The following is a 20,273-nucleotide window of genomic DNA, read 5'->3' as shown; positions in this document are numbered from 1 at the left end:
GCTCACCGATCGGGAATCATACCCAAGTCCGCAGCCAGTTTTGCAGCACCATAGGCTGCTTCTGGGTAAGACGCAGCTTTCACCGGAACGCCGAGGAATTGGGCACGAATTTGCGTCCAATTCCTATTTTTTGCCCCTCCTCCAGCGGTATGGACGGAGGTTAGGGGAGTGGCCCCCAGCTGGGCCAGTAAGCGATAGCCTTGGGTTTCGATGCGAGCGATGCCTTCCAACAGTCCCTGCAAAAAATCGCGGGGACTCTCTGGGCGCGGTTCCAAGCGGGGCAACAAGGTTGGATCGTTGATGGGAAAGCGATCGCCAAGTTGGAGCAAGGGATAGTAATCGTACTCAGTCGGCTGGTTCGGATCAATTTGTTGACTGAGTTGGGTGATTTCGGCATCGGTAAAGAATTTCCGCAACACCGCGCCCCCTGTGTTGGAAGCCCCACCTACCAGCCACAAATTTCCCAGGCGATGGCTATAAATGCCGTAGCGAGCCTCTTCTAACCGGGTGGAACTGAGCAATTTCAGCACCAGGGTGGATCCCAAGGATGTCACGGCTTCCCCTGGCTTTTGGGCACCACTGGCTAAAAACGCGGCAATACTATCGGTTGTACCTGCATGGATCAGGCAATTAGCTGGAATTTGCAACCGTTGTGCCAGGGCAGATCGCATGGGCGCGATCGGCTGCCCCGGAACCCAGACCTGCGGCAGTAGCTCCCGGAGGGGATGGTTTTCTAGCCAGCCTGGATAGGCCAGATTTTCTACGTCATAGCCCAGCTTGAGGCTGTTGTGATAGTCGCTGAGGCCGAGTTGCCCATGGAGCAAGAAAGCGAGCCAATCGGCTTGGTGGAGCAGGTGGGCCGCTTGGGAAAAATACGGTTGATCCGCGTACCACAGAAGCTTGGCGAGGCTGGAGGTGGCACTGAGGACGGTGTGATTGGGGGGCGCAAGGGTTTGGAGGATGGCGACTTTGGCAGCGGCGCGACCATCGTTGTAGAGAATGGGATCCGCGATCGGTTGACCTTGTTGATCACAGAGAAGGACGGTGGATGACGTGCCGTCGATCGCAATACCTGCTAAGCGGGCTCGCACGGGCAAGGGTAACTGGATCAGTAAGGCATCCAGGGTTTGTTGCCAGCTAGCCGCTAGGGGCTGATTGGCCTGGGGTTCGGGATAGGGGAGGGCCACCTGAGCTTGAATGTCCCCCTGGGTATCGATCGCGATCGCCCGTGCCCCCGAGGTGCCAAAATCAATTCCTAAAAACAAAGCACTCGATCGCATAGCGGAGAAGAGGAATAATGCTCTACTGGGAAAAATTTAGAAGGGGGCAAATTTAGAAATCGAGGGCTCATTAAATTTGCTGTATTCCAACTAACCAATCATTGCTAATTTGTTGAATTATTTACACTTTTTCAAATTTTATTGGATAGAATCTATCAATTCGTAGCAATGATTAAAAAATATTCGCATACCCTATACAATTTCGTTGCAATTTTCTAGAATAAATACTTTCAAAAACCATTGTTTTTCTTATCAAGATTTGTCCATGAAGTATTTATTTGGCATTGTGGGCGTTGCACCAATTTTATACTTTTTTGAACAACAACAGGAACGGTCAAGCAAGATACATCAAGCACAAGTGGAATATGTCTGGAGTCATCGTTGCACCCTAGATGCAGTCTTAGCCTCGATCGAACAAATTCCCCAGAACCATGATTGGATTTTGGATGAGGTAGTGGATTCGGTGGTGCAATTTTGGATGAATAATTTAGAGGTCATCCAGCACTGGAAAACGCGCCTAGAAGATGGAGGTAAGGAACAGGTTCTCATCAGTCGTGTCGGTGATTTGAGCAGCTTGCGCAATGAACTCAATTCCCTCTTCCATCAGTAGGAAATTGCCAGAACATTAATTGCCAGGGCATTAGTGAGCAATCGCTCGGGAGTGGAACCGCTCGGGAGTGAAATCGCTCGGGAGTGGAATCGATCAGACTATCCGTTTCACAGTCAGTTCCGATCGATTCCATAGCGCTTTAGGGCATCACCAAAGCGTCTTCGATCGCGCGCGCATAGGTGCGGACGGGGGAACACGATCGCGTTTGGCAAATGGGAATTTGAATCCGAAATTCTGTGCCTTGAGAATTGGATTGGCAGGTTAGCTTACCATGGTGTTTTTCTCGAATGATTTGGTGGCTAATGTAGAGTCCTAAGCCAGTGCCTTTCCCGACTGCTTTGGTGGTGAAAAATGGCTCAAACAATTGATTTTGAACATTTTCAGGAATGCCAGAACCATTGTCGGCAATCGTGATCATAATCCATTGATTATCCAACTGTTGGGTACGAATCTGGATCTGTCCCTGGAAAACAGAGTCTGCCTGTGGTGATTCTTCGATCGGTTCCTCGATCGCATCGATCGCGTTGGACAGAATATTCATAAAGACTTGATTCAGTTGACCTGCGTAGCATTCCACTAAAGGTAATAAACCGTAGTCTTTGGTGACTCGAATTTCAGGCCGCCTGGTTTGGCTCTTGAGTCGGCTGCGCAGAATCATCAGGGTGCTATCGATGCCATCATGAATGTCCACCGCTTTGTAATCGGATTCATCCAACCGTGAAAAGTTACGAAGCGATTTCACAATCTCGGTAATGCGCTCCGCCCCCACACGCATCGATCGCACTAGCTTCACGATGTCACTGGCCAAGAAATCAAAATCGACTTCCTGTAACTTGGCTTGCACCACGGAAGATGGCTGGGGATATTCCGCTTGGTACAGGGCAATCACTTCCAAAAAATCACGAATGTAATTATCCACATGATTCAGATTTCCATAGATAAAGCTGGTGGGGTTATTAATTTCATGGGCCACCCCGGCCACGAGCTGCCCTAAAGCGGCCATTTTTTCAGTTTGGAGGTGGCGAGAATAGTTGTACTGAAGTTGTCGTAAGTTCTCTTCCACTAATTGGGCTTCCTGTTGGGCTTGCTGGAGCGATCGGAGTGAAAGGGTGTGAACTTGCGAGTAAGCCAGCAGTAATTCGTGGAAATCTAGGACTCGATAGGTTCCTGGAGCCATTTCTATCAAGATGGGTTCATAGAGACAATCCTTCGATCGCTGTAAACCCTGTTGAGTTGCTTCCACGATCGAAGTGGTTCCGGGCAAAGTGAGGGGTTCCGTAGCCCACGCTTCACAAAAGCGCTCCAGCGGATGGCGGGAAAATAACTCTAAACTGTAGGGACGACTCATTTGCTCAAAAAAGTGTCGCCTTGAGATCATGCCCTGATAGTGGCGATCGCAGGTGAGCACCACTCCTGGCAAGAGAGGATCTTCATCAAAAAGTGCAATTAAGCACTGTCCAATCTCTTGAATCTCTAATTGAGCTTCCCAAGATTTCAACTCAGATATGGTTGAAGTCAATTCAAAACGCACAGTCCCAATATTCCTTACCATCGTTGGCCAATTGAAGTCCTATCTTAGGCGGCGGAAACAGATTCTATAGATTGGAATGGATTGCTATAACTCAATATCTGATGAACACGAATACAATAATTCCCACTAGACTAACGATCTAACTAGAAGGTGCATTATGACACTCAAAGGATTAACGCGATTTCAAATGATGCATTGCAGAATGATGCATTGCAGAGTCATGGGTGATTCATACAGCTTTTTGGCTAATACAGTTTTGTAGCTAATACAGCTTTGCGGCTAATACAGCTCTTTAGCTAATACAGCCTTGTGATTAATACAGCGTTAGTGATTAATACTTATGACTTTTGGAGAAGTATCAACAGACACCCTGACACCCTGATCAAACCCAATACTTTTTAACACAAAGGACGACATATATTCAAGGGATTAGTGGGTATAAAACCGCGTTGTACAAGTATTTGCCCCTGACAAGCAGCTTTTCATCGATGAAGAAGGACGACGATGCTGCTTCCGTTGCTCGATCGAATTGAGAGAATACCTCTATTCTACAGAGTCACGATGTCTCAGTTGCTGAATTTTCCATACTCTTTACGATGGAGTGTCTTATCCAATTCATAACCTTGACTGTGGCTACAGCATTTCAAGTTTAATAAATGAATGGTTTAGGATTAAGTTTTCGTTAAATCCTTGTGCAGATTTTTATTGGGTAAAAGATTCCAAGCTCAACCTTTCTGTATCGTTAATCGAGTTGGCTAGCCAATCGTTGGATGGCTAGCCACTCAACTCGCTGCATCGATCGCCCCTCAGATCTCTCCAATATCCCCCCAATGCCTCAGAATTGAAGGAAGAGAAAGACATCCCACAGATCGCAGAACGATCGCCCCCTGGGGGATGCCCCAGCGTCATCCGTTATCGCTGACGTTCGCGACTGAGAATGCTGATGTATTGACCATCGGAATGCACAATTTTCATCGGCTGACTCCAATGAATCCTGTCCGCGTAGTGTAACGCATGGAATTGATTAATCGTGTCCTGCACAAAGTCTTTGTGACCGATTAAGTGGATCTGTAAGCGTTGTTTCTCAGGTTGAACTTCACGATCGCTGCGATCGCTAGAACCTTTTGCCATGATTGAGCTTCTCCTTGTAGTGAGTCTTTGCCCTCACCCGCACCCTCTCCCGGAGGTAGAGGGAACCAGATCTCCTTCTCCCTTCTCCGTCGGGAGAAGGGCCGGGGATAAGGGCATCTTAAGAAGCCCAAAAATTTAGAGCCACCCCGTTTGACATCACAAACAAGAGTGGCTCGATCGAATGTTAAAATTCTCAACAAGCCGCCTTGCTGCTTAACCAGCGAGGGGGAATAGCTACTTGGGGTTGTGTCCGCAATCCCAGGTAGTGGCCTAAATTTTTGGAACCCAGCGACCCCATGCTTCATGCCGACCCATTGAAAGAAGGATGTCCATGGCAATCGCTTGAGAAACTACACTACGAGTAAACTAGCGGCACTGTCAATCCGTAATTTAAATCTCAACTCAAGTATTATTTGATACCCGTATGCGATCGAAACGGCCCGATCGCCAACCATAATAAACCGCGTGTCTCGATCGAGGCCCCAAAACACGCGGCTTTTAAATTACTGCTAAACCACTCCACAGACAAGCTCTCAATTGAGAAGCTCTCAATTGAGAAAGCCCTTACTCCAGATTGGAAATCGCAAATCGAGAAGGCGGTTCATTGACCCGTGCCGAAGTGGTGAGCTTTTGTAGAAACTCTTGGCTCAACTGTTGAAACGCTTTCCCACCAGAACAGCCCGGATTGCTCAGCACCACTGGGGTGTAGCTATCCACCGCCTTTGACACATTCACATCCATCGGAATGCGCGTTTTAAATAACTTAGCTTCACTAAAGTCATCATTCAGACGTTTCATCACCTGATTGTAATAACGTCCCGTTAGCAAATTCCCCGACAACGAAAATGCAATTCCCAACAGATCAACCTTCACACTGGAGTCTTCTCGATGGGCTTCCCGCAGGCGATGGATTCTGCGTTCCAGTAACTGAATCCCAATCAGCGATAACGGCTCCGGTCGGGCCGGAATCAAGTAATAATCACTCGCCAACAACGCACTCCGCGTGATCAAGTTATACCCAGGCGCACAGTCAAGAATAATAATGTCGTAGTCCGGCGAAATCGGCTCGAGAATATTGCGAATTAAATTCTTCTCAAACTCGTTCCAGACCTGCTCAAACTGCTCTGCTCGGCCCTGCTGCATCGATCGCTTGTGCAGCATTTCCGACACCAAATATTCATCGTAAATTTCAATATCCCCCAGCATCAAGCTCAACCCAGGGACATTGCAGATATAGCTCTTAATCGAATCCCGCGTCAAATTGGGCAGATCGGGATTGCGGGCGATCGCTTGGTGCACGAGGTAACGCAACGTCCGTTTGTCATTACGCAACTTTGCAAATTCTCCCGGCGGCATTAAACTAAGCGTCGCACTGATTTGGGTGTCCAAATCCACAATCAACACCCGTTTTCCTTGATTTCTCGCCAGGGAGGCAGCCAGATTCACCGTGAGCGTCGTTTTGCCCACGCCTCCTTTCATATTGGTTGTTGCAATAACAAACGCCATAGGAGTGCCCCTCGATAGATCTGACTAAACCATGGATCTTCAATCACCATTCCCCCGCCGGATCAAACTTGCTTCAGCAAGGGACTGGGCATCAATATACATTAACTTCCCTACTCTTGCAGCATCAGTTTATATTCCGGCTCACCCGCCTGTTTTTTTCTCTCTTCCTTGCAATCCCTGCGGAACTCTTTAGTTTATGACTGATTCTATCTAGCGTAGGATGTTTGAATCTGGACAACTATGCAATTTCGGAACTGGATCACCCTCGCAGGCATCACGATCGTTAGTCTGGGATTCCCCCACAGCGTGACTTACAGCGGCACCAACCCGGCACTAAACCCGCCTACCCCCTCACCAACCCTCTCACCCTCACCGACCCTCTCACCCTCACCCACGCCGACCGCCTCGCCCAGTCCCAAACCCCCACCCAAGGAAATTGCCATCGAAGGCGAAGTGCGATCGCTGCCTGGAAGCCTCGATCGGATTCCCATGTTCAACAGCAACAGCCCGGAATGGATCAAGCAAGGCGGCATTCTGCTATCCACCTTTCCACCGGAGGGCAAAAAAACACCTACTGCCCACTTAAATTACGCTTTCCAAGGGAAATTCAACCTCTTTGCCCACCACTTCACCCACACCCCCAAAGACTTACAAACCCTCTACATCGGCATTTTGGTTCACAACCCTAGCAATCAACCCATCACGGTGGAAATTCCCGCCGCCGCCAGCTATCAAATGGAGCCGGATGCCCCCTTCAAAACCCAACCGATGATGCTGGACAATCCAACGGGCGCTATCTTTTCTGGGCCGGGAATTCGAGCCGTGGATGACGTGCTGCGAGGTAAACGCACAGCGGAATTTGCAGCCAAAATCGTCATTCCCGCCCAGGGCTACCACCTGTTGATGAATGCCCCCATTCCCACGAAAGGCTTAGCCCGCCCGGTTAATGGCCGATCGAGTTTTGCCAACCTGACCAGCACCGGCAAAGTTTACCTCGCCAGTTTAGCCATGTTCGCCCCCAAAACCGCCCAGGGCAACGAACGACCGCCCACCCTGGCCGAGTGGCGCAACCTGCTGGAAACGGGTGCCCTCGCCATGCCCAGGGACAAACGGCCAACCCCCTTGGATCAAACCAGTGGGCCATTAATTTATAGCCGGGTGGCGGGGGTACAAATCGGCTCGACCTGGCAGGCCCATCTCACAGACCCCGGCAAAACAACCTTAGCCTTACCCCGATCGGGCCAAACCCTGTCCTACCCCATCAGCACCCTACGGCGCGGACGCCTGGGCACCCCGCAAAGCCAAGCGGCACCCCTCGCAGTGCGCTATCCCGATACGGCCTACGAGGCTCACGGCAACTACGGTGTGCGCTATGACCTCACCATGCCCTTGGTCAACCGCAGCGATCGCGCCCAAACCGTCGCCATCACCTTGGCTACCCCGATCAAGGAAGATCAACTAGCCCAGGGCAAAATTCGCTTTCGGCACCCCCCCCAGGATTTCCCCTATTTTCGCGGCACGGTGCGACTGCGCTATCGCGATGACGCTGGCAAAGCCATCACTCGCTATATTCACCTCTGGCAACGCACGGGGCAACAGGTCGCGCCCTTGGTAACCCTCCAGTTGAAGCCCCAAGAGCAGCGATCGGCGCGGCTAGATTTCCTCTACCCACCGGATGTCACGCCCCCGCAAGTGCTGATGATTTCAACCCAATCAGCCCCGAACCGTTAGATCGAGGCCAATTCACTTCGGGGGATATTTTGGCAATACAGATTTTTTCGGAAAATCCGATCGGATTTTAAATTTACCGCTATTATAGTACAAAAGTACTTTATCGAGAGTTTCCTTCCACGCCAGGGGCAACCTACGGGGATGCCAGGGGCGATTTTCCTAAGGAGTCACGCTAGATTGCAAATCCGCCGTTGCCGTCATGTTCAAACCGATCGCGCTAGGAACCCTACTTGCCAATCGTTATTACCTATTGCGTCACTTAGGTAATCGTGAATTTGGCTGGCAGTATTCCGCCGTCGATCGCGATCGGGATAATCGCCTCTGCCTACTAGAAGACTGGCTACCACCCGCCGCCTTAATGCCCCAGCTTCCCAGTCAATACCGCAGCTTTCAAGCCCGCCTCCAGCCGTTCCTCGCCCTGCGTCATGCCCAAATCCTCAGTCCCCAGGCTACCATCCTGGCGCAGAACCGTTTTTGGCTCGTGTACGACTATCCCGAAGGTCAAACCTATGGCAAACTCCTGGACGATCGGCGATCGTGCCAGGAAGCTTTTACAGAAACGGAAGTTGTGCAACTCTTGCAGCAAATTTTGCCATTACTCCAGCATTTGCACGACCAAAATCTAATGCATTGCAATCTTCATCTAGATAGCTTGTTTTTACCCAATACTGAAGCGTTACCCTATCTGACCAACTTGGGCCAAATTCGGGACATTGCCCTAGATTTGGGATTTGAGTCCCTGTCCCCAGATTGGATCCCCCCGGAATTACCCGCGACGATCGATCAAGATCTCTACGATCTCGGTGCGATCGCGTTGCAGTTACTCAGTGCCACGCCGCCAACCACCTCCTGGGAACGCTATACCACTGCGGTCTACGCCAGCCTCAGCCCTGCCTTTGCCCGTGTGCTCAAGCGGATGCTCTTGCCCAATCCCCTCGCGCGCTATCCCAATGCCCAAGCTGTCCTAGAAGCCCTCCAACGCCAACCGATCACCTACGGTCGCTCGGAGCCCTTCGCCGCATCCCTACCTAGCCTGTCGTCTGCCGTTGCTGCAAATTCTGAGGTGCCCACCTCCAGGATCGGCGATGAGGCATTCGCAAGCACGATCGATCGATTGCCCCCAACCCGCTCCCTGGCACGATCGTGGGAACAGTCAATGGTGCGATCGAGAGCACGATCGAGCACGCGATCGACCAGTACTCCCTTCTGGCAAGATATCTCTTTCATTGTGCTATTAACCCTTTTCCTGGGTTTATCCGGAGTTGCAGGCTGGCGTATTTTTCAAGGCTTCCAGGCCAAACCGACCGCTAACCGAGTTTCTCAACATCCTAGAACAGATTCCGAGCAATCAGATCTGTCTAAGACTAATCAAGCATCCCAAGCTTCTGACAATGCTAGTCATGAAGCAACCCCGCCGAATTCAGAAACTTCAGTCCCCTCTGTTTCACCCACAATTTTTCCAGAATCCCAACGATCGCGCATTCAAGCCTTGCAAATCAACCCCAATTGGCTAGTGGGTGCAGTGGATGAACTCTCTAATTTATCGGCTCATCAACAAATTCCCGATCGACAAGGCCAACGCTGGCAAGATAACTTAAAAGCTTTAATGAAAACTCTGGAAAAATTAAGTGAACAGGCTCGTAAAGGATTGGGAAGTTATCGCCGCGAGAATTTGGAACAATGGCTCCAGCAATCTTCTAGCCAACGCATTAGCGAATCCACAATCAACCTGATCACCGATACGCAATTTTTTCTGTGGTTTCCGACTCAAATCGGGCAGGTGCTCAATCCCCGGCAACTAGGACAAATTTGGTACGCGATCGCGCAAGATCAACTGACGCAACTATCCACCCGCCTGACTGCCATTCCTGGGAATCAGAGTCCCTTTGAGCACCAGGGCCGACTGGATTCAGGCGAAAGTCATATTTATCAATTCTCCCGTTCCGCTGGGCAATTTTTGCAGGTGCAGCTTAAAACCAGTCAGGGACAACCACAATTCGCGATCGTGCAGGGGAATCAATTCCTAGCGCGGAATGTACGTGAGTCCAATTGGTCGGGCTTAACGGCAAAAGCGGGAACCTATGAAGTAATTATTTCTGCGGCCAATCAACCTGTGAATTACGCCATCTCGATTCATGGAAGCAGTTCCCCAGGATTGAAGGAGTAGAAAAGTTCCTGTAGCGCCCTACTTATCGTCATCTCCATCCGTCTGAAAGTCCACCCGATCGTACAAATCCCGCACCGCCATCTGTACTCCGATCGACTCCAACTCAATTACATCCTCCATCCCATATTCTGACAATACCCACTTCCCTGCCGCATTCTTCGTATACACTTCCACCCCCGGCTCCTCCATCCCCACCAGCACGTATTCCCGCAGCGTCGTAAAACGGCGATAACAAGCAAACTTCGCCCCTCGGTCGTACAATTCCGTCGAAGGCGACAACACCTCCACAATCAAGCAAGGATAATTCACCAAGCGCTCATCCTGATCCCGCGCATCACAAGTCACCACTACATCTGGATAAAAGAACTTACGATTGGCCTGTACCTGAACGATCACATCGTTAATATAGACCTCACAATCCCGATCTGCTAAAGCATCATCCAATAACTTGAAACAATTCCCTGTAACCCGATTATGCCTTTTCGTCCCACCGGTCATCGCCACTAACATACCGTCCCAAAACTCATGCCGTTCCTGCTGCATGGACTCCCAGGACAAATAGTCTTCAGCACTCATCAACCCTCGATCGGGCAAGGCAACCATCATTCCACCTCAACAGTGTGCGTAGATAGTGTACGTAGGTGTGATATTTCATTTTACTGCACGACCACAACAGCGAAAATCAACTACTGCATCCTCATTTCCAATCTCCCCCAAAAGCATGATCTTTAAGATTTTCAAAGTATCAGATTTCAGGGCTTATTCTCAGGGAGCGAAGCCATTGTCTGATTTGTTAATTCTCAGTCTTCGAGACAACGATCGATCGTGCAAGGCAAATGAATCGAGCTAGGATGAACATAGGTCATCAACCGTCAGTTCATGAAATTTTCAGTCATAGCGATTGGGTAACAGACGATGCAACAAAAAACTTTAGCGTTCGTTGGAATTGGATGTTTGGTGTCTCTGGGATTGGTGGGCTACGCTGCGCCACCCCGATCGTCTAATCTATCGTCACCCTCACGACAACCGCTAGAACTGCCCACCGCCCAAACGAATCCCCAGCAAATCGCACTCACCGTCGGCTATCTCGATGAACTCAAAGGCGACAAAACCTGTGACGGGACGGGCGGACTGATGACCTACGCCGAAACGCAGAATTACAAAATCTACATCTGTGCCGATCGTAAAGATTCCACCCAACCCCGTTACTACCGCAGTCGCGATCGCCAGGGCAAAGGCGGACTGAACCTAGAAGCCAAAGATTACGACCCACGTTTACTGCGAGGTGTGGAATTCAGTCACAAAGGTTACGTCTACACCCTGCAATATCCCACCGCCCAATCGCCCAATCCCCGCTTGACAATCACCTTTCCCAGTGGCAAATTCACCCAAGAAAAAATCACCCGCTATTTAGCCAAAATTCGATTTAACCGTTCCAAAACGCGGCCTTAAAAGCCACTCTAAAAAAGTTTTCAACGCTTATCAAGACACCAAACAAAACACTAATCTAAACGTTAAAAAAGGTAGGTTGTTCACAGAAAGTTTCCGATCGTGAATCTCAACCTACCTCATGATGAATAAACCGTCAGTCAACCGATCGATTGAATCGATCGCGAGTCAGGACTAACCCAAACCCATATCGGTCACAGCTCCCAAGTGGCTGGAAGACACCAACTTGGCATACTTCGCCAACACGCCCTTGGTGTAACGCGGTGCGCGGGGTTGCCAGTTCGCCTTGCGCTGGGCCAACACATCCTCCGACACATTCAATTGCAGCAGTCGTTGGTGCGCATCGATCGTAATCGAATCGCCCTCTTCCACTAAACCGATCGGGCCACCCACAAAGGCTTCCGGTGCAACGTGACCAACCACCATCCCGTAGGTACCACCGGAGAAGCGCCCATCGGTAATCAAACCCACGGAATCGCCCAACCCAGCCCCAATAATCGCTGAAGTGGGAGCCAACATTTCCCGCATCCCAGGGCCACCCTTGGGGCCTTCATAACGGATGACAATGACATCACCCGCATTAATCTTGCCCGCGAGAATCGCATCCAGGCATTCTTCCTCCGATTCAAAGACCCGCGCAGGGCCAGTAATAATCGGATTTTTCACGCCGCTGATTTTCGCCACGGAGCCTTCTGGAGCCAGGTTGCCCTTGAGGATGGCCAAGTGACCTTGCTTGTACATCGGGTTATCCCAAGGCCGAATCACCGGATGACCCGCGATCGGTTCATGGGGGGTGGGTTCGTCGGGGATATCCTTAAGCCGCTCGGCGATCGTTTCACCCGTGATCGTCATGCAATCACCGTGGAGTAACCCATGGTTCAACAGCATTTTCATCACCTGGGGAATGCCACCCGCCTTGTGTAAGTCGGTAGCAACATAACGACCAGAGGGCTTCAGGTCGCACAGAACAGGCACGCGCTGACGAATGGTTTCAAAGTCATCGATCGTTAAAGGCACGCCAGCGGTATGGGCGATCGCCAAAAAGTGCAGCACGGCGTTGGTTGAACCACCCACAGCCATGATCACGGAGATGGCATTTTCGATCGATTCGCGGGTGATGATGTCGCGGGGGCAGAGATTATTCTTAATGGCTTCCACCAACACTTTGCCCGCTGCTTCGGTGTTCACCGCTTTTTCGGGATCTTCCGCTGCCATCGTGGAGGAATACATCAAGCTCATGCCCATGGCTTCAAAGGCGGAGGACATGGTGTTTGCGGTATACATCCCTCCGCAGGAACCCGCACCAGGGCAGGCGTTGCGCTCGACGGCGGTTAAACGCACTTCATCAATGCGGCCAGCGCTGTACTGACCCACCGCTTCAAAGGCACTCACCACGGTCAGGTCTTCGTTTTCCAAGTGACCGGGCTTAATCGTACCGCCGTAGACAAACACTGCGGGAATGTTCATTCGAGCCATGGCAATCATCGCTCCGGGCATATTTTTATCACATCCGCCGATCGCCAGGATGCCGTCCATGCTTTGGGCATTACAAGCGGTTTCGATCGAATCTGCAATCACATCGCGGGAGACGAGGGAGTATTTCATCCCTTCGGTGCCCATGGAGATGCCATCGCTCACCGTAATGGTTCCGAAGATTTGCGGCATGCCGCCCGCCGCCCGAATCCCAGCCTCCGCCTTGGCCGCTAGGGGAGCGATCCCCATGTTGCAGGGGGTGATGGTGCTGTGGGCACTGGCGACCCCGACGATCGGCTTCTTGAAATCACCGTCTTGGAAGCCAACGGCCCGGAGCATGGCGCGGTTGGGCGATCGCTGCACCCCTTCGGTAATGGCACTACTTCTGAGCTTGTCTGACATGGTTCTCTCCCCCAATGGCGGCAAAGTGTTGTAAAAACTACAGTCTGTTATTGTAAGACTTCTGCTGGTGCCCTCAGGTATTTTCCCTGGAGTTCTTTGGCTTGGTCGGAAGAAAGAACTGGAGCGATCGGGCCAGCAGGGAGATCATGCAGGATAATGCTCCGGTGACCTGTAAAGTTTCCTCAAATAGTCCTCAAATCAGTAGAGTCTAACGGTGATCACAGCCTGATCTCTCCAGCCCTGCGATCGAGGTAAGGCTGCCAATCGAAGGAGCGATCGGTGACGGCCAGAATGCCGCGAATAGTGCGGCGTAGTTCTCGCTCATAACCTTCCTGCCCAAATACCAATTGTAAATTCATAATGCGCTCAGCTAAATACCGCATCCGACTCGGTAAGGCACGCTGGTAGCCGGAATAGAGCCAAAATCCCACTTGACGGGTCTCATCCCAATCGTTGGTTTCGAGCCAATGCTGAACATGGCGCTCCAGAAGTGCCTCATCGACCACACCATCGGGCACAGGAAGATACATAAAAGTGGGAAAATCTGGTTCGGGGCACCACTCATTAGGCTCAGGTTGCACAGCATTCTCCGCTTTGCCGCGCAAACTTTTGAGCACGAATTTAGCGTCTGGAAATTGCTTCGCGATCGCCTTGGGACTATGAAAGGATAAATCTGCACATCCAAACCATTCCAGGAATTCCACACCCAGAATTTGGCCCAGTTGCTGCCGTAGGTTTGGTAAATTCGTATAATTTACTGGAAATGCCTCAGACCGTAGGGATTGCAACGCTTCCACGGCATTCTGATCTAGCAATCCTAACCGCAATAATTCACGGGTAATCAAATCCCAGTCATTCTCATCAGCGCAATCATTGTTGAATGCGATCGTGCAGCATTCTTGGGAAGCTTCATAAAACCGGAGCCAAATGCCATGATCTGAGCCATAGAAATAATGGAGCAATACGCCTGAGTTCTGCTCTACTGCTAAATTAATGCATTGTCCTGCATCATTCGCCCCTTCTATCAGAAAGGGCACATAACGTCCAATGATTGGCAAAATCAAGCTGTAGCGACGAATTTTCTTCGCTAATTTGACAACATCTTCAACCGTTGCATTGACTCAATAGTAGCAATCACTAAACTCACTCATAATGCAGCATGGATGGTTTTCTAAAACACTTCGCTTGGGTCTGAGTGCTCCAAGCTAGGAAGGAAGATTTTGCAGGTAGATTCGATCAACTTGTGGATGAATGGATTTCAGGTTAATCTGGCGTATCGTTTGCAGGTCTGTTTTGAGAAAATTTTGGAAGAAGTCAGAAATCTTTCTTTGTATTTCCTCTAAGTCACCATCTTCGTAATCTGATGCCCCGAGAATTTGCACGGCAAATAGCTCATTCCATCCAGAGGCTTTGATTTTGCTCTTTTTAATTCCACGAATCTCAAGTTGTTTAATCAGGTCATAAATACTTCTCTTGAGATGTTCATCACCGGGGCCAATACATAAGCCTAGACCAAGATAATCTGGCACATTCCAAAACTGAAAAAGTATCATACGACCGCTGCTTGTCCATCCTTGACAAGTTTTTTGAAAATCTAACTCATCCCACTCTTGCAGCGCAAATCGAATCATCTTTTTAACGGAGTCATCTTTCACAATGTTATGCTCTTGATTATCTTCAATCATCTGCTGCAAGAAGTCAGAGATTTCTGATTGAAAGTCAGGACGATGCTCGTAAATTAAATCGAGTGCTTGGCGATGTTGCTTGTAGATTTTACGACAGAGTTGTGCTATTTCGGAATCGCTCATAATATGTCTCTTCAGTAAATTACTGTAATGGGTCATCAGTCGGCGAACATCATCATTAATCTTGGCCGCATATTGCTCACAGAGGCCATCAATACATTGCGCAATCAGCTCGTAGCTAACAGGGTACCAAGCTTGATTAGATGGAGCATTTCCTTCTTTTGTCAAGTAAATGAACACTGTTCGATAGTTAGGGAAATCATGCTGGATGATAGTCTGGTAACGATTCAACTGATTATCATGTTCACCTGAATCTACTTTATTCTCGATCGCGACTACAATCTTTTCATTAGGCGAATAAATCAGAATGTCGATATTTTTGTATTCTCGCTTGACTTCTGCATCTTCTAGATTCGCAACATTAATGGCGATCGCGCTAATGGGAGGGTTGTCCAGACTGCGCAGTGTTGTAATCAAAAATCGTTTAAGAAAAAGATCTCCAAAATAATGGGATTCTGATGGATTGAGTAAAAAAGCAAGGAAATAGGAATGCCTGATCTCCTGTCGAGTCATACCAACTGCTTCAAAAATATTAAAGCTAGATAATTTAGATTCCAGTAAATCCAGATCTGGATTGTGGATCACTAGATCTTCTAATAGAGAATAATCTTTAGGATTGATCATTAGCTGATTGTTTGATCTTTAATTCATGTAACTACTCCATATTTAGAATACCCTAGTCTTACCTGAATGGTAATGACAGGATTCCTAAAATTTTTGGCAATTGCAAGATAAAGTATTCAGTTAGATCAATTTCGATCGTTGAGCCACTGAGTTTGAGAAACTTCCAGTTCGTCCCAGTCGAAACTGCACCATAAATGGTCTGACCGGGCTGGCCATGACGATCGTTAAATAAACTCGCCGCATACATTTGTGCAACGCATTGTCCTAAGCCAATCCGTAAATCATTATCCTTGGCTTCTACTAACGTTAGAACCGGAGCCGTAATGATTGATTGATTGCGTGAGGCACTCATCAGGAAGTCAAACGCTCCCGTTAGTCCTTTGGTGTCCTCGACGTTAAACGTATTCCCAGAAAACAGACTGATATGGTCAAGAAACATCCGACGAATTTCTAGCAAAATTGGCGTGATAAGCAATTCCGATCGTGCCTTCTCTGTACTGATGCTAGAAGCTAAATCCAAAGTCTCATCTAGAGTTTCCTGAAGTCGCGCCGACGGTGCCACTGGAGGAACGTTCTGGAAAAGATGGGGTTGATCGATTACGGTTAGCTCAAGTCGTTCGATCGCCTGCTCCAAGGTTTTAAAATCACTGTAAGCCATGCTGAATTATCTCAGTTTATCTTTTATTTTACTATTTCGCATTCAACAACTAATACGTCTTATCAATTGAGACAATGTAATTTTTATCTGATTTGTATCCTCAAATCTATTATAGCTTCTTCATTTTTCAGGTCAGCAGTTCTCTCTAGAAAGCATCCGCATTGAGAAAATGAAATAATTTGCAAAAAATGTTGGTAGCAAAATTTGTAGTAGGTTATAGAAGAACGTCCCCGTTTGGGTATTGATTATGTCAGATTCCCACCGCATCCTCTTCCGCATTGCACTTCTGAGTAGCTTGACGGCTGCCCAATTGCCCCTCCATCCAACACAACCCACGATCTCCCAACCACCGACTCAACGATCGTCCTCCCAATCCGCTTTACCTAAAGCCGTACAAGTGGTGGCCAAATTGCAGGAACTTCCCGGCAACCTCACCGTGACGCCTAGCGGTCGCATCCTCGTCAGTATGCATCAGTTTGCCAGCCCCCCATACCGCGTCATGGAATGGCTCCCCCAACGCCAACAACTGGTGCCCTTTCCCAATGCGACTTGGGCCTCTGGCCGTAAAGCAGACAGTAACAAAGGTTTGGATGAAGTGTTGGGCATCCAATCGGATCTCCAGGGGATTGTCTGGATGCTGGATAACGGGGGCAGAACGGGAGCCCCGCCCCAACTGGTCGGCTGGAATACGAAAACCAATCAACTCGATCGCATCCTCCCCATCCCCAAACCCCTGGCCAGCGATCGCACCTTTCTGAACGACCTCGCGATCGACAGCGATCGGCAACTGGCCTACATTGCCGAAACTGCCATGGGCAATGCTGCTCCGGCGATCCTAGTGGTGAACCTCAAAACAGGTCACACCCGCCGCCTACTCTCCGGCCACCCCAGCGTCAGCCCCGAAGCCGTGGAACTGGCCGTCGAAGGCCAACCCATCCAAATCAAACAACCCAATGGCCAATTGGTGAAACCGCGCATCGCCATTAACCCGATCGCCCTCGATGGCAAAAACGAATGGCTCTACTACGGCCCCATGAGTGGCAAACGTTTGTACCGCATCCGTACCGCCGATCTGCGCAATGAAGCCCTCACCCCAGACCAACTGGCACGGGCCGTTCAGGACTACGCCGCTAAGCCTAACTGTGATGGCATTTCGATCGACCAAGCAGGCAACATCTATATCAGTGACTTCGAGCGTAACGCCATTGGAGTGATTCGGCCCGATCGCACCTATCAAACGATCGCTCAGTCCCCGGAACTCTCCTGGATTGATGCCTTTAGTTTTGGCCCCGACGGCTATCTATATACCGTAGCCAACCAACTGCACCGCACCGCCGCCCTCAATGCAGGCCAATCCACCCTCCAGCCCCCTTACCTCATCCTGCGGCTGAAACCCTTAGCCCCAGGGATTGTTGGCCGTTGAGCCTCCCTTGTAGGAAACAATCTCCAAAAATTTTTCGCTCCGCCTGCATAAACCCCACAGGTCTCCCCTATCCGGTAAATGTCAGAGGTTAACCCCTCAACGAAATTCCTCCCATTAACCTAGACATTTCAAGGAGACCTGACAATGAAACTTGCACAACTGACCTCTTCTCTGGTAATCGCTTCTACCCTGTTTGCTGCCTTCGTTCCCACTGCCAAAGCCGATGACTTAGCGAGCCAAATGGTGGGTAAGGTGCAATGCAGCACGGGCGATGTGGCTCTGGGAAATAACGTTCAAAACAACGTCAATAAGAGCGATCGCACCTGGGATTTGTCTAAGTCCGGTAACAGTGCATCGTCCGGCAATTCCAGCAGCAGCAGCGCTAGCCAATCCAGCAGCAAAGCCGGTGGCGGTGGCGGATTCAGCATCTTCGGCATCGGGGCCAACGGCAGCGGCAGCTCTGAGAAAAATCAGTCCTCTAAATCTAGCCAATCCAACGGCTTCAGCAACAAGAGCGCTTTCAGCAACTTGAATAAAGGAACTTCCTCTTCCTTCAGCGATAAGAGTTCCTCAACGGTTGTGGTGGGTAAAATGACCGATTGCGATTCTAACAACGCTGCCATGGCGGATATGTTCAAGTCCCAAAAGGCGTCTGAAATGAACGCAGACAACAACCGAACCGATATTCAAATCAATAATACTAACAACGAAACAGCTCGCAAGCGGATTGATGCGGATGTGGACATGAACCGCGACAACAACAAAACACGGGTGCAAATGCTAGATATGCAACGCCGCGATGGTCAACTACAAAACTTGATCAAGTGGTAGAAATAATCAGAAGGGCATCATATCGATGCCCTTCTGATCTGCTGATTGATTTGCTGATTATGTTTGAGGTATAGCAGGTTTAGCGGGGGCTGGAATTGTAATATCCACCGTTTTCACAGGCTTTTTCAGAGCCGTTAAGGGTGGATTAATTTCTGCTTGATTTCCCACCACCATCGTGATTAAGCGATCGGGCTGTAAATGTTTTTGGGCCGCCCGCTGCACATCTTGAATCGTGGTTGCTTCGACCCCTTTACGGTACTGGAAAATGTAATCCTTGGGATAGCCAAAGTATTCATAGCGCAGTAAGCGAGACAGAGTTTGGGCGGGATCTTGGAAATTGAAAATAAAGGAATTCAAGACCGAATCCTTAGCCCGTTGTAATTCCTCTGCGGTGATGGGCGCTTTGCGAATCCGTTCAATTTCCGCGATCGCCGCTTTGATAAAGGGCACCGTAGAAGCGGACTTGGTTTCTCCCCCCGCGACAAACAGGCCAGGATAATCAAACTGAGGACTCCAAGCCGCATAGACCGAATAGGCTAGCCCTTGGCGCGATCGCACCTCGTTAAACATCCGTCCCCCAAAGCCGTTCAGCACCTCATTCATGACAGACAACGCGGGGTAGTCAGGGTCTTTGACAATCCCCCCTAAATGGCCCATTTGAATGTAGCTTTGACTGATACTAGGTTGATTGGCAAAATAGACTTCCCCTTGCTTCTGTTGCGTCACTGAGATCGTTGTTGAGGTCGCTTTGTTTGGAGAGGGATTCCAGCGACCAAAGGCGTTCTCAATTTTTTGCCGCATTACCCCTGGATTAAAATCTCCCACGATGCCAAGAATCATGCGATCGGGGGTGAAATAGCGGCTGTAAAACTGCTTGATATCCGTTTGCCCAATGCGATCGAGGGTGGCGTACTCCACTGTCCGGGCGTAGGGACTCTCATTGCCATAGACCAGTTTGCGGAATTCGCGGGAGGCAATCCCCCCCGGTTGATCGTTCCGCCGTGCAATACCGCCGCGCAGTTGAAACTTCGTTAAATCGATCTTGTCCTGGGGAAAGGCAGGCTGCTGAACCACTTCCGCAAAGAGATCGAAAACCTGGGGTAAATCCTCACTGAGGGCACTGAACGTCACCGAGCCAGAATTGACCGCAATGCCCGCTTCGATCGCTGCGGCCTTTTGTTCCAGAATTTGGTTCAACTGATCCGGTGGATGGACTTGAGTGCCGCCCGATCGTAGAACTGCTGCGGTAATATCCGCCAACCCGACCTGACTCACCGGTTCCTCCCGATCGCCCGTCCGCACAAATAACGAGCCACTGACCAACGGCAATTCGTGATCTTCCATTAAGTAGACCACCAAGCCATTTTTCAGCACAAAGCGTTGATAGTCAGGAACTCGTACCTCTGGCAAGGGGCCAAATTGCAAGTCTGTATAGTGTTTCGGCCCATCCGCCACCGCAGGCCGCATGGCTAGCAGTACCAGGATTAACGGCACTACCACAAAGCAGAACATCAGCGTCACTATTTTCGCAATGCGCTGTTTTGTCCTACGTTCAAACTCTGGCTGGAACTGACTCATAGCCGATCGTACCCTCTGCGTATCCGAGATCTCTTACCATCTTAATAATTGAATCTCCATTCTTCCGTTTTAAT

The 20,273-nt window shown here is 49.7% G+C and carries 16 protein-coding genes; 6 read left to right on the top strand and 10 right to left on the bottom strand.

The annotated features are described in order from the left end of the window. Positions 1–2: 2 nt before the first annotated feature. Positions 3–1,280 carry an FGGY-family carbohydrate kinase gene (locus H6G21_RS15545; RefSeq protein ID WP_190574339.1) on the bottom strand — a complete coding sequence of 426 codons (1,278 nt, stop codon included), beginning with the start codon at positions 1,278–1,280 and terminating at the stop codon, positions 3–5. A 265-nt stretch (positions 1,281–1,545) separates the two neighbouring features. On the opposite strand from H6G21_RS15545, the gene H6G21_RS15540 reads away from it, so the two are divergent. Further along, entirely contained in the window at positions 1,546–1,890 is a 345-nt protein-coding gene (locus tag H6G21_RS15540) for a hypothetical protein (RefSeq protein WP_190574338.1), read from the top strand. Positions 1,891–2,029: 139 nt separating this feature from the next. On the opposite strand, the gene H6G21_RS26260 is transcribed toward H6G21_RS15540, so the two are convergent. From H6G21_RS26260 to H6G21_RS15525, 3 genes are all read right to left on the bottom strand, one after another. Next, positions 2,030–3,421: an ATP-binding protein gene (locus H6G21_RS26260; protein ID WP_347278031.1), complete on the bottom strand. Its 1,392-nt coding sequence runs from the start codon at positions 3,419–3,421 to the stop codon at positions 2,030–2,032. 912 nt (positions 3,422–4,333) lie between these two features. Next, positions 4,334–4,552 carry a hypothetical protein gene (locus tag H6G21_RS15530; protein WP_190574336.1) on the bottom strand — a complete coding sequence of 73 codons (219 nt, stop codon included), beginning with the start codon at positions 4,550–4,552 and terminating at the stop codon, positions 4,334–4,336. Positions 4,553–5,116: 564 nt separating this feature from the next. After that, entirely contained in the window at positions 5,117–6,058 is a 942-nt protein-coding gene (locus tag H6G21_RS15525) for a ParA family protein (RefSeq protein ID WP_190574335.1), read from the bottom strand. Between the two features lie 240 nt (positions 6,059–6,298). Between H6G21_RS15525 and H6G21_RS15520 the strand changes: the two genes are divergently transcribed. Together H6G21_RS15520 and H6G21_RS15515 are read left to right on the top strand one after the other, a co-directional pair. After that, complete coding sequence (locus H6G21_RS15520) at positions 6,299–7,789, top strand: DUF3370 domain-containing protein (protein ID WP_190574334.1); 1,491 nt, start codon at positions 6,299–6,301, stop codon at positions 7,787–7,789. Between the two features lie 199 nt (positions 7,790–7,988). Next, a complete protein-coding gene (locus tag H6G21_RS15515) occupies positions 7,989–9,956 on the top strand; it encodes a hypothetical protein (protein WP_190574333.1) in 1,968 nt (655 codons plus the stop codon). An 18-nt stretch (positions 9,957–9,974) separates the two neighbouring features. Here the strand turns inward: H6G21_RS15515 and H6G21_RS15510 are convergent, their stop codons facing one another. Next, entirely contained in the window at positions 9,975–10,559 is a 585-nt protein-coding gene (locus H6G21_RS15510) for a Uma2 family endonuclease (RefSeq protein ID WP_190574397.1), read from the bottom strand. Between the two features lie 354 nt (positions 10,560–10,913). Here H6G21_RS15510 and H6G21_RS15505 point away from each other — a divergent pair, with 354 nt between their 5' ends. Further along, a complete protein-coding gene (locus H6G21_RS15505; protein WP_190574332.1) occupies positions 10,914–11,408 on the top strand; it encodes a hypothetical protein in 495 nt (164 codons plus the stop codon). A 171-nt stretch (positions 11,409–11,579) separates the two neighbouring features. On the opposite strand, the gene ilvD is transcribed toward H6G21_RS15505, so the two are convergent. From ilvD to H6G21_RS15485, 4 genes are all read right to left on the bottom strand, one after another. Beyond that, positions 11,580–13,280, bottom strand: coding sequence for a dihydroxy-acid dehydratase (gene ilvD, locus H6G21_RS15500; protein WP_190574331.1), 1,701 nt, complete (start codon positions 13,278–13,280; stop codon positions 11,580–11,582). Between the two features lie 218 nt (positions 13,281–13,498). Next, entirely contained in the window at positions 13,499–14,317 is an 819-nt protein-coding gene (locus H6G21_RS15495) for a hypothetical protein (protein WP_190574330.1), read from the bottom strand. A gap of 168 nt (positions 14,318–14,485) precedes the next feature. After that, positions 14,486–15,709, bottom strand: coding sequence for a PD-(D/E)XK nuclease family protein (locus tag H6G21_RS15490; protein ID WP_190574329.1), 1,224 nt, complete (start codon positions 15,707–15,709; stop codon positions 14,486–14,488). Positions 15,710–15,767: 58 nt separating this feature from the next. Beyond that, a complete protein-coding gene (locus H6G21_RS15485; RefSeq protein WP_190574328.1) occupies positions 15,768–16,367 on the bottom strand; it encodes a hypothetical protein in 600 nt (199 codons plus the stop codon). Positions 16,368–16,614: 247 nt separating this feature from the next. Here H6G21_RS15485 and H6G21_RS15480 point away from each other — a divergent pair, with 247 nt between their 5' ends. Further along, positions 16,615–17,790, top strand: coding sequence for an L-dopachrome tautomerase-related protein (locus H6G21_RS15480; protein WP_190574327.1), 1,176 nt, complete (start codon positions 16,615–16,617; stop codon positions 17,788–17,790). 144 nt (positions 17,791–17,934) lie between these two features. After that, on the top strand, positions 17,935–18,621 hold the full coding sequence (locus H6G21_RS15475; RefSeq protein ID WP_190574326.1) for a hypothetical protein: 687 nt from the start codon (positions 17,935–17,937) through the stop codon (positions 18,619–18,621). 57 nt (positions 18,622–18,678) lie between these two features. Here the strand turns inward: H6G21_RS15475 and H6G21_RS15470 are convergent, their stop codons facing one another. Beyond that, entirely contained in the window at positions 18,679–20,199 is a 1,521-nt protein-coding gene (locus tag H6G21_RS15470) for a pitrilysin family protein (protein WP_190574325.1), read from the bottom strand. Positions 20,200–20,273 lie beyond the last annotated feature (74 nt).

The sequence above is a fragment of the Alkalinema sp. FACHB-956 genome (assembly GCF_014697025.1).
Classification (GTDB): Bacteria; Cyanobacteriota; Cyanobacteriia; order Leptolyngbyales; family Leptolyngbyaceae; genus Alkalinema.
The sequence above is the reverse complement of the archived record's forward strand: the minus strand, read 5'-3'. Positions and strand labels throughout refer to the sequence as shown.

What these genes read in the sequence shown, in the direction of transcription:
- H6G21_RS15545 (WP_190574339.1), bottom strand. Translation starts at nt 1,280, where the DNA reads ATGCGATCGAGTGCTTTGTTTTTAGGAATTGATTTTGGCACCTCGGGG.
- H6G21_RS15540 (WP_190574338.1), top strand. Translation starts at nt 1,546, where the DNA reads ATGAAGTATTTATTTGGCATTGTGGGCGTTGCACCAATTTTATACTTT.
- H6G21_RS15530 (WP_190574336.1), bottom strand. Translation starts at nt 4,552, where the DNA reads ATGGCAAAAGGTTCTAGCGATCGCAGCGATCGTGAAGTTCAACCTGAG.
- H6G21_RS15525 (WP_190574335.1), bottom strand. Translation starts at nt 6,058, where the DNA reads ATGGCGTTTGTTATTGCAACAACCAATATGAAAGGAGGCGTGGGCAAA.
- H6G21_RS15520 (WP_190574334.1), top strand. Translation starts at nt 6,299, where the DNA reads ATGCAATTTCGGAACTGGATCACCCTCGCAGGCATCACGATCGTTAGT.
- H6G21_RS15515 (WP_190574333.1), top strand. Translation starts at nt 7,989, where the DNA reads ATGTTCAAACCGATCGCGCTAGGAACCCTACTTGCCAATCGTTATTAC.
- H6G21_RS15510 (WP_190574397.1), bottom strand. Translation starts at nt 10,559, where the DNA reads ATGGTTGCCTTGCCCGATCGAGGGTTGATGAGTGCTGAAGACTATTTG.
- ilvD (WP_190574331.1), bottom strand. Translation starts at nt 13,280, where the DNA reads ATGTCAGACAAGCTCAGAAGTAGTGCCATTACCGAAGGGGTGCAGCGA.
- H6G21_RS15490 (WP_190574329.1), bottom strand. Translation starts at nt 15,709, where the DNA reads ATGATCAATCCTAAAGATTATTCTCTATTAGAAGATCTAGTGATCCAC.
- H6G21_RS15485 (WP_190574328.1), bottom strand. Translation starts at nt 16,367, where the DNA reads ATGGCTTACAGTGATTTTAAAACCTTGGAGCAGGCGATCGAACGACTT.
- H6G21_RS15480 (WP_190574327.1), top strand. Translation starts at nt 16,615, where the DNA reads ATGTCAGATTCCCACCGCATCCTCTTCCGCATTGCACTTCTGAGTAGC.
- H6G21_RS15475 (WP_190574326.1), top strand. Translation starts at nt 17,935, where the DNA reads ATGAAACTTGCACAACTGACCTCTTCTCTGGTAATCGCTTCTACCCTG.
- H6G21_RS15470 (WP_190574325.1), bottom strand. Translation starts at nt 20,199, where the DNA reads ATGAGTCAGTTCCAGCCAGAGTTTGAACGTAGGACAAAACAGCGCATT.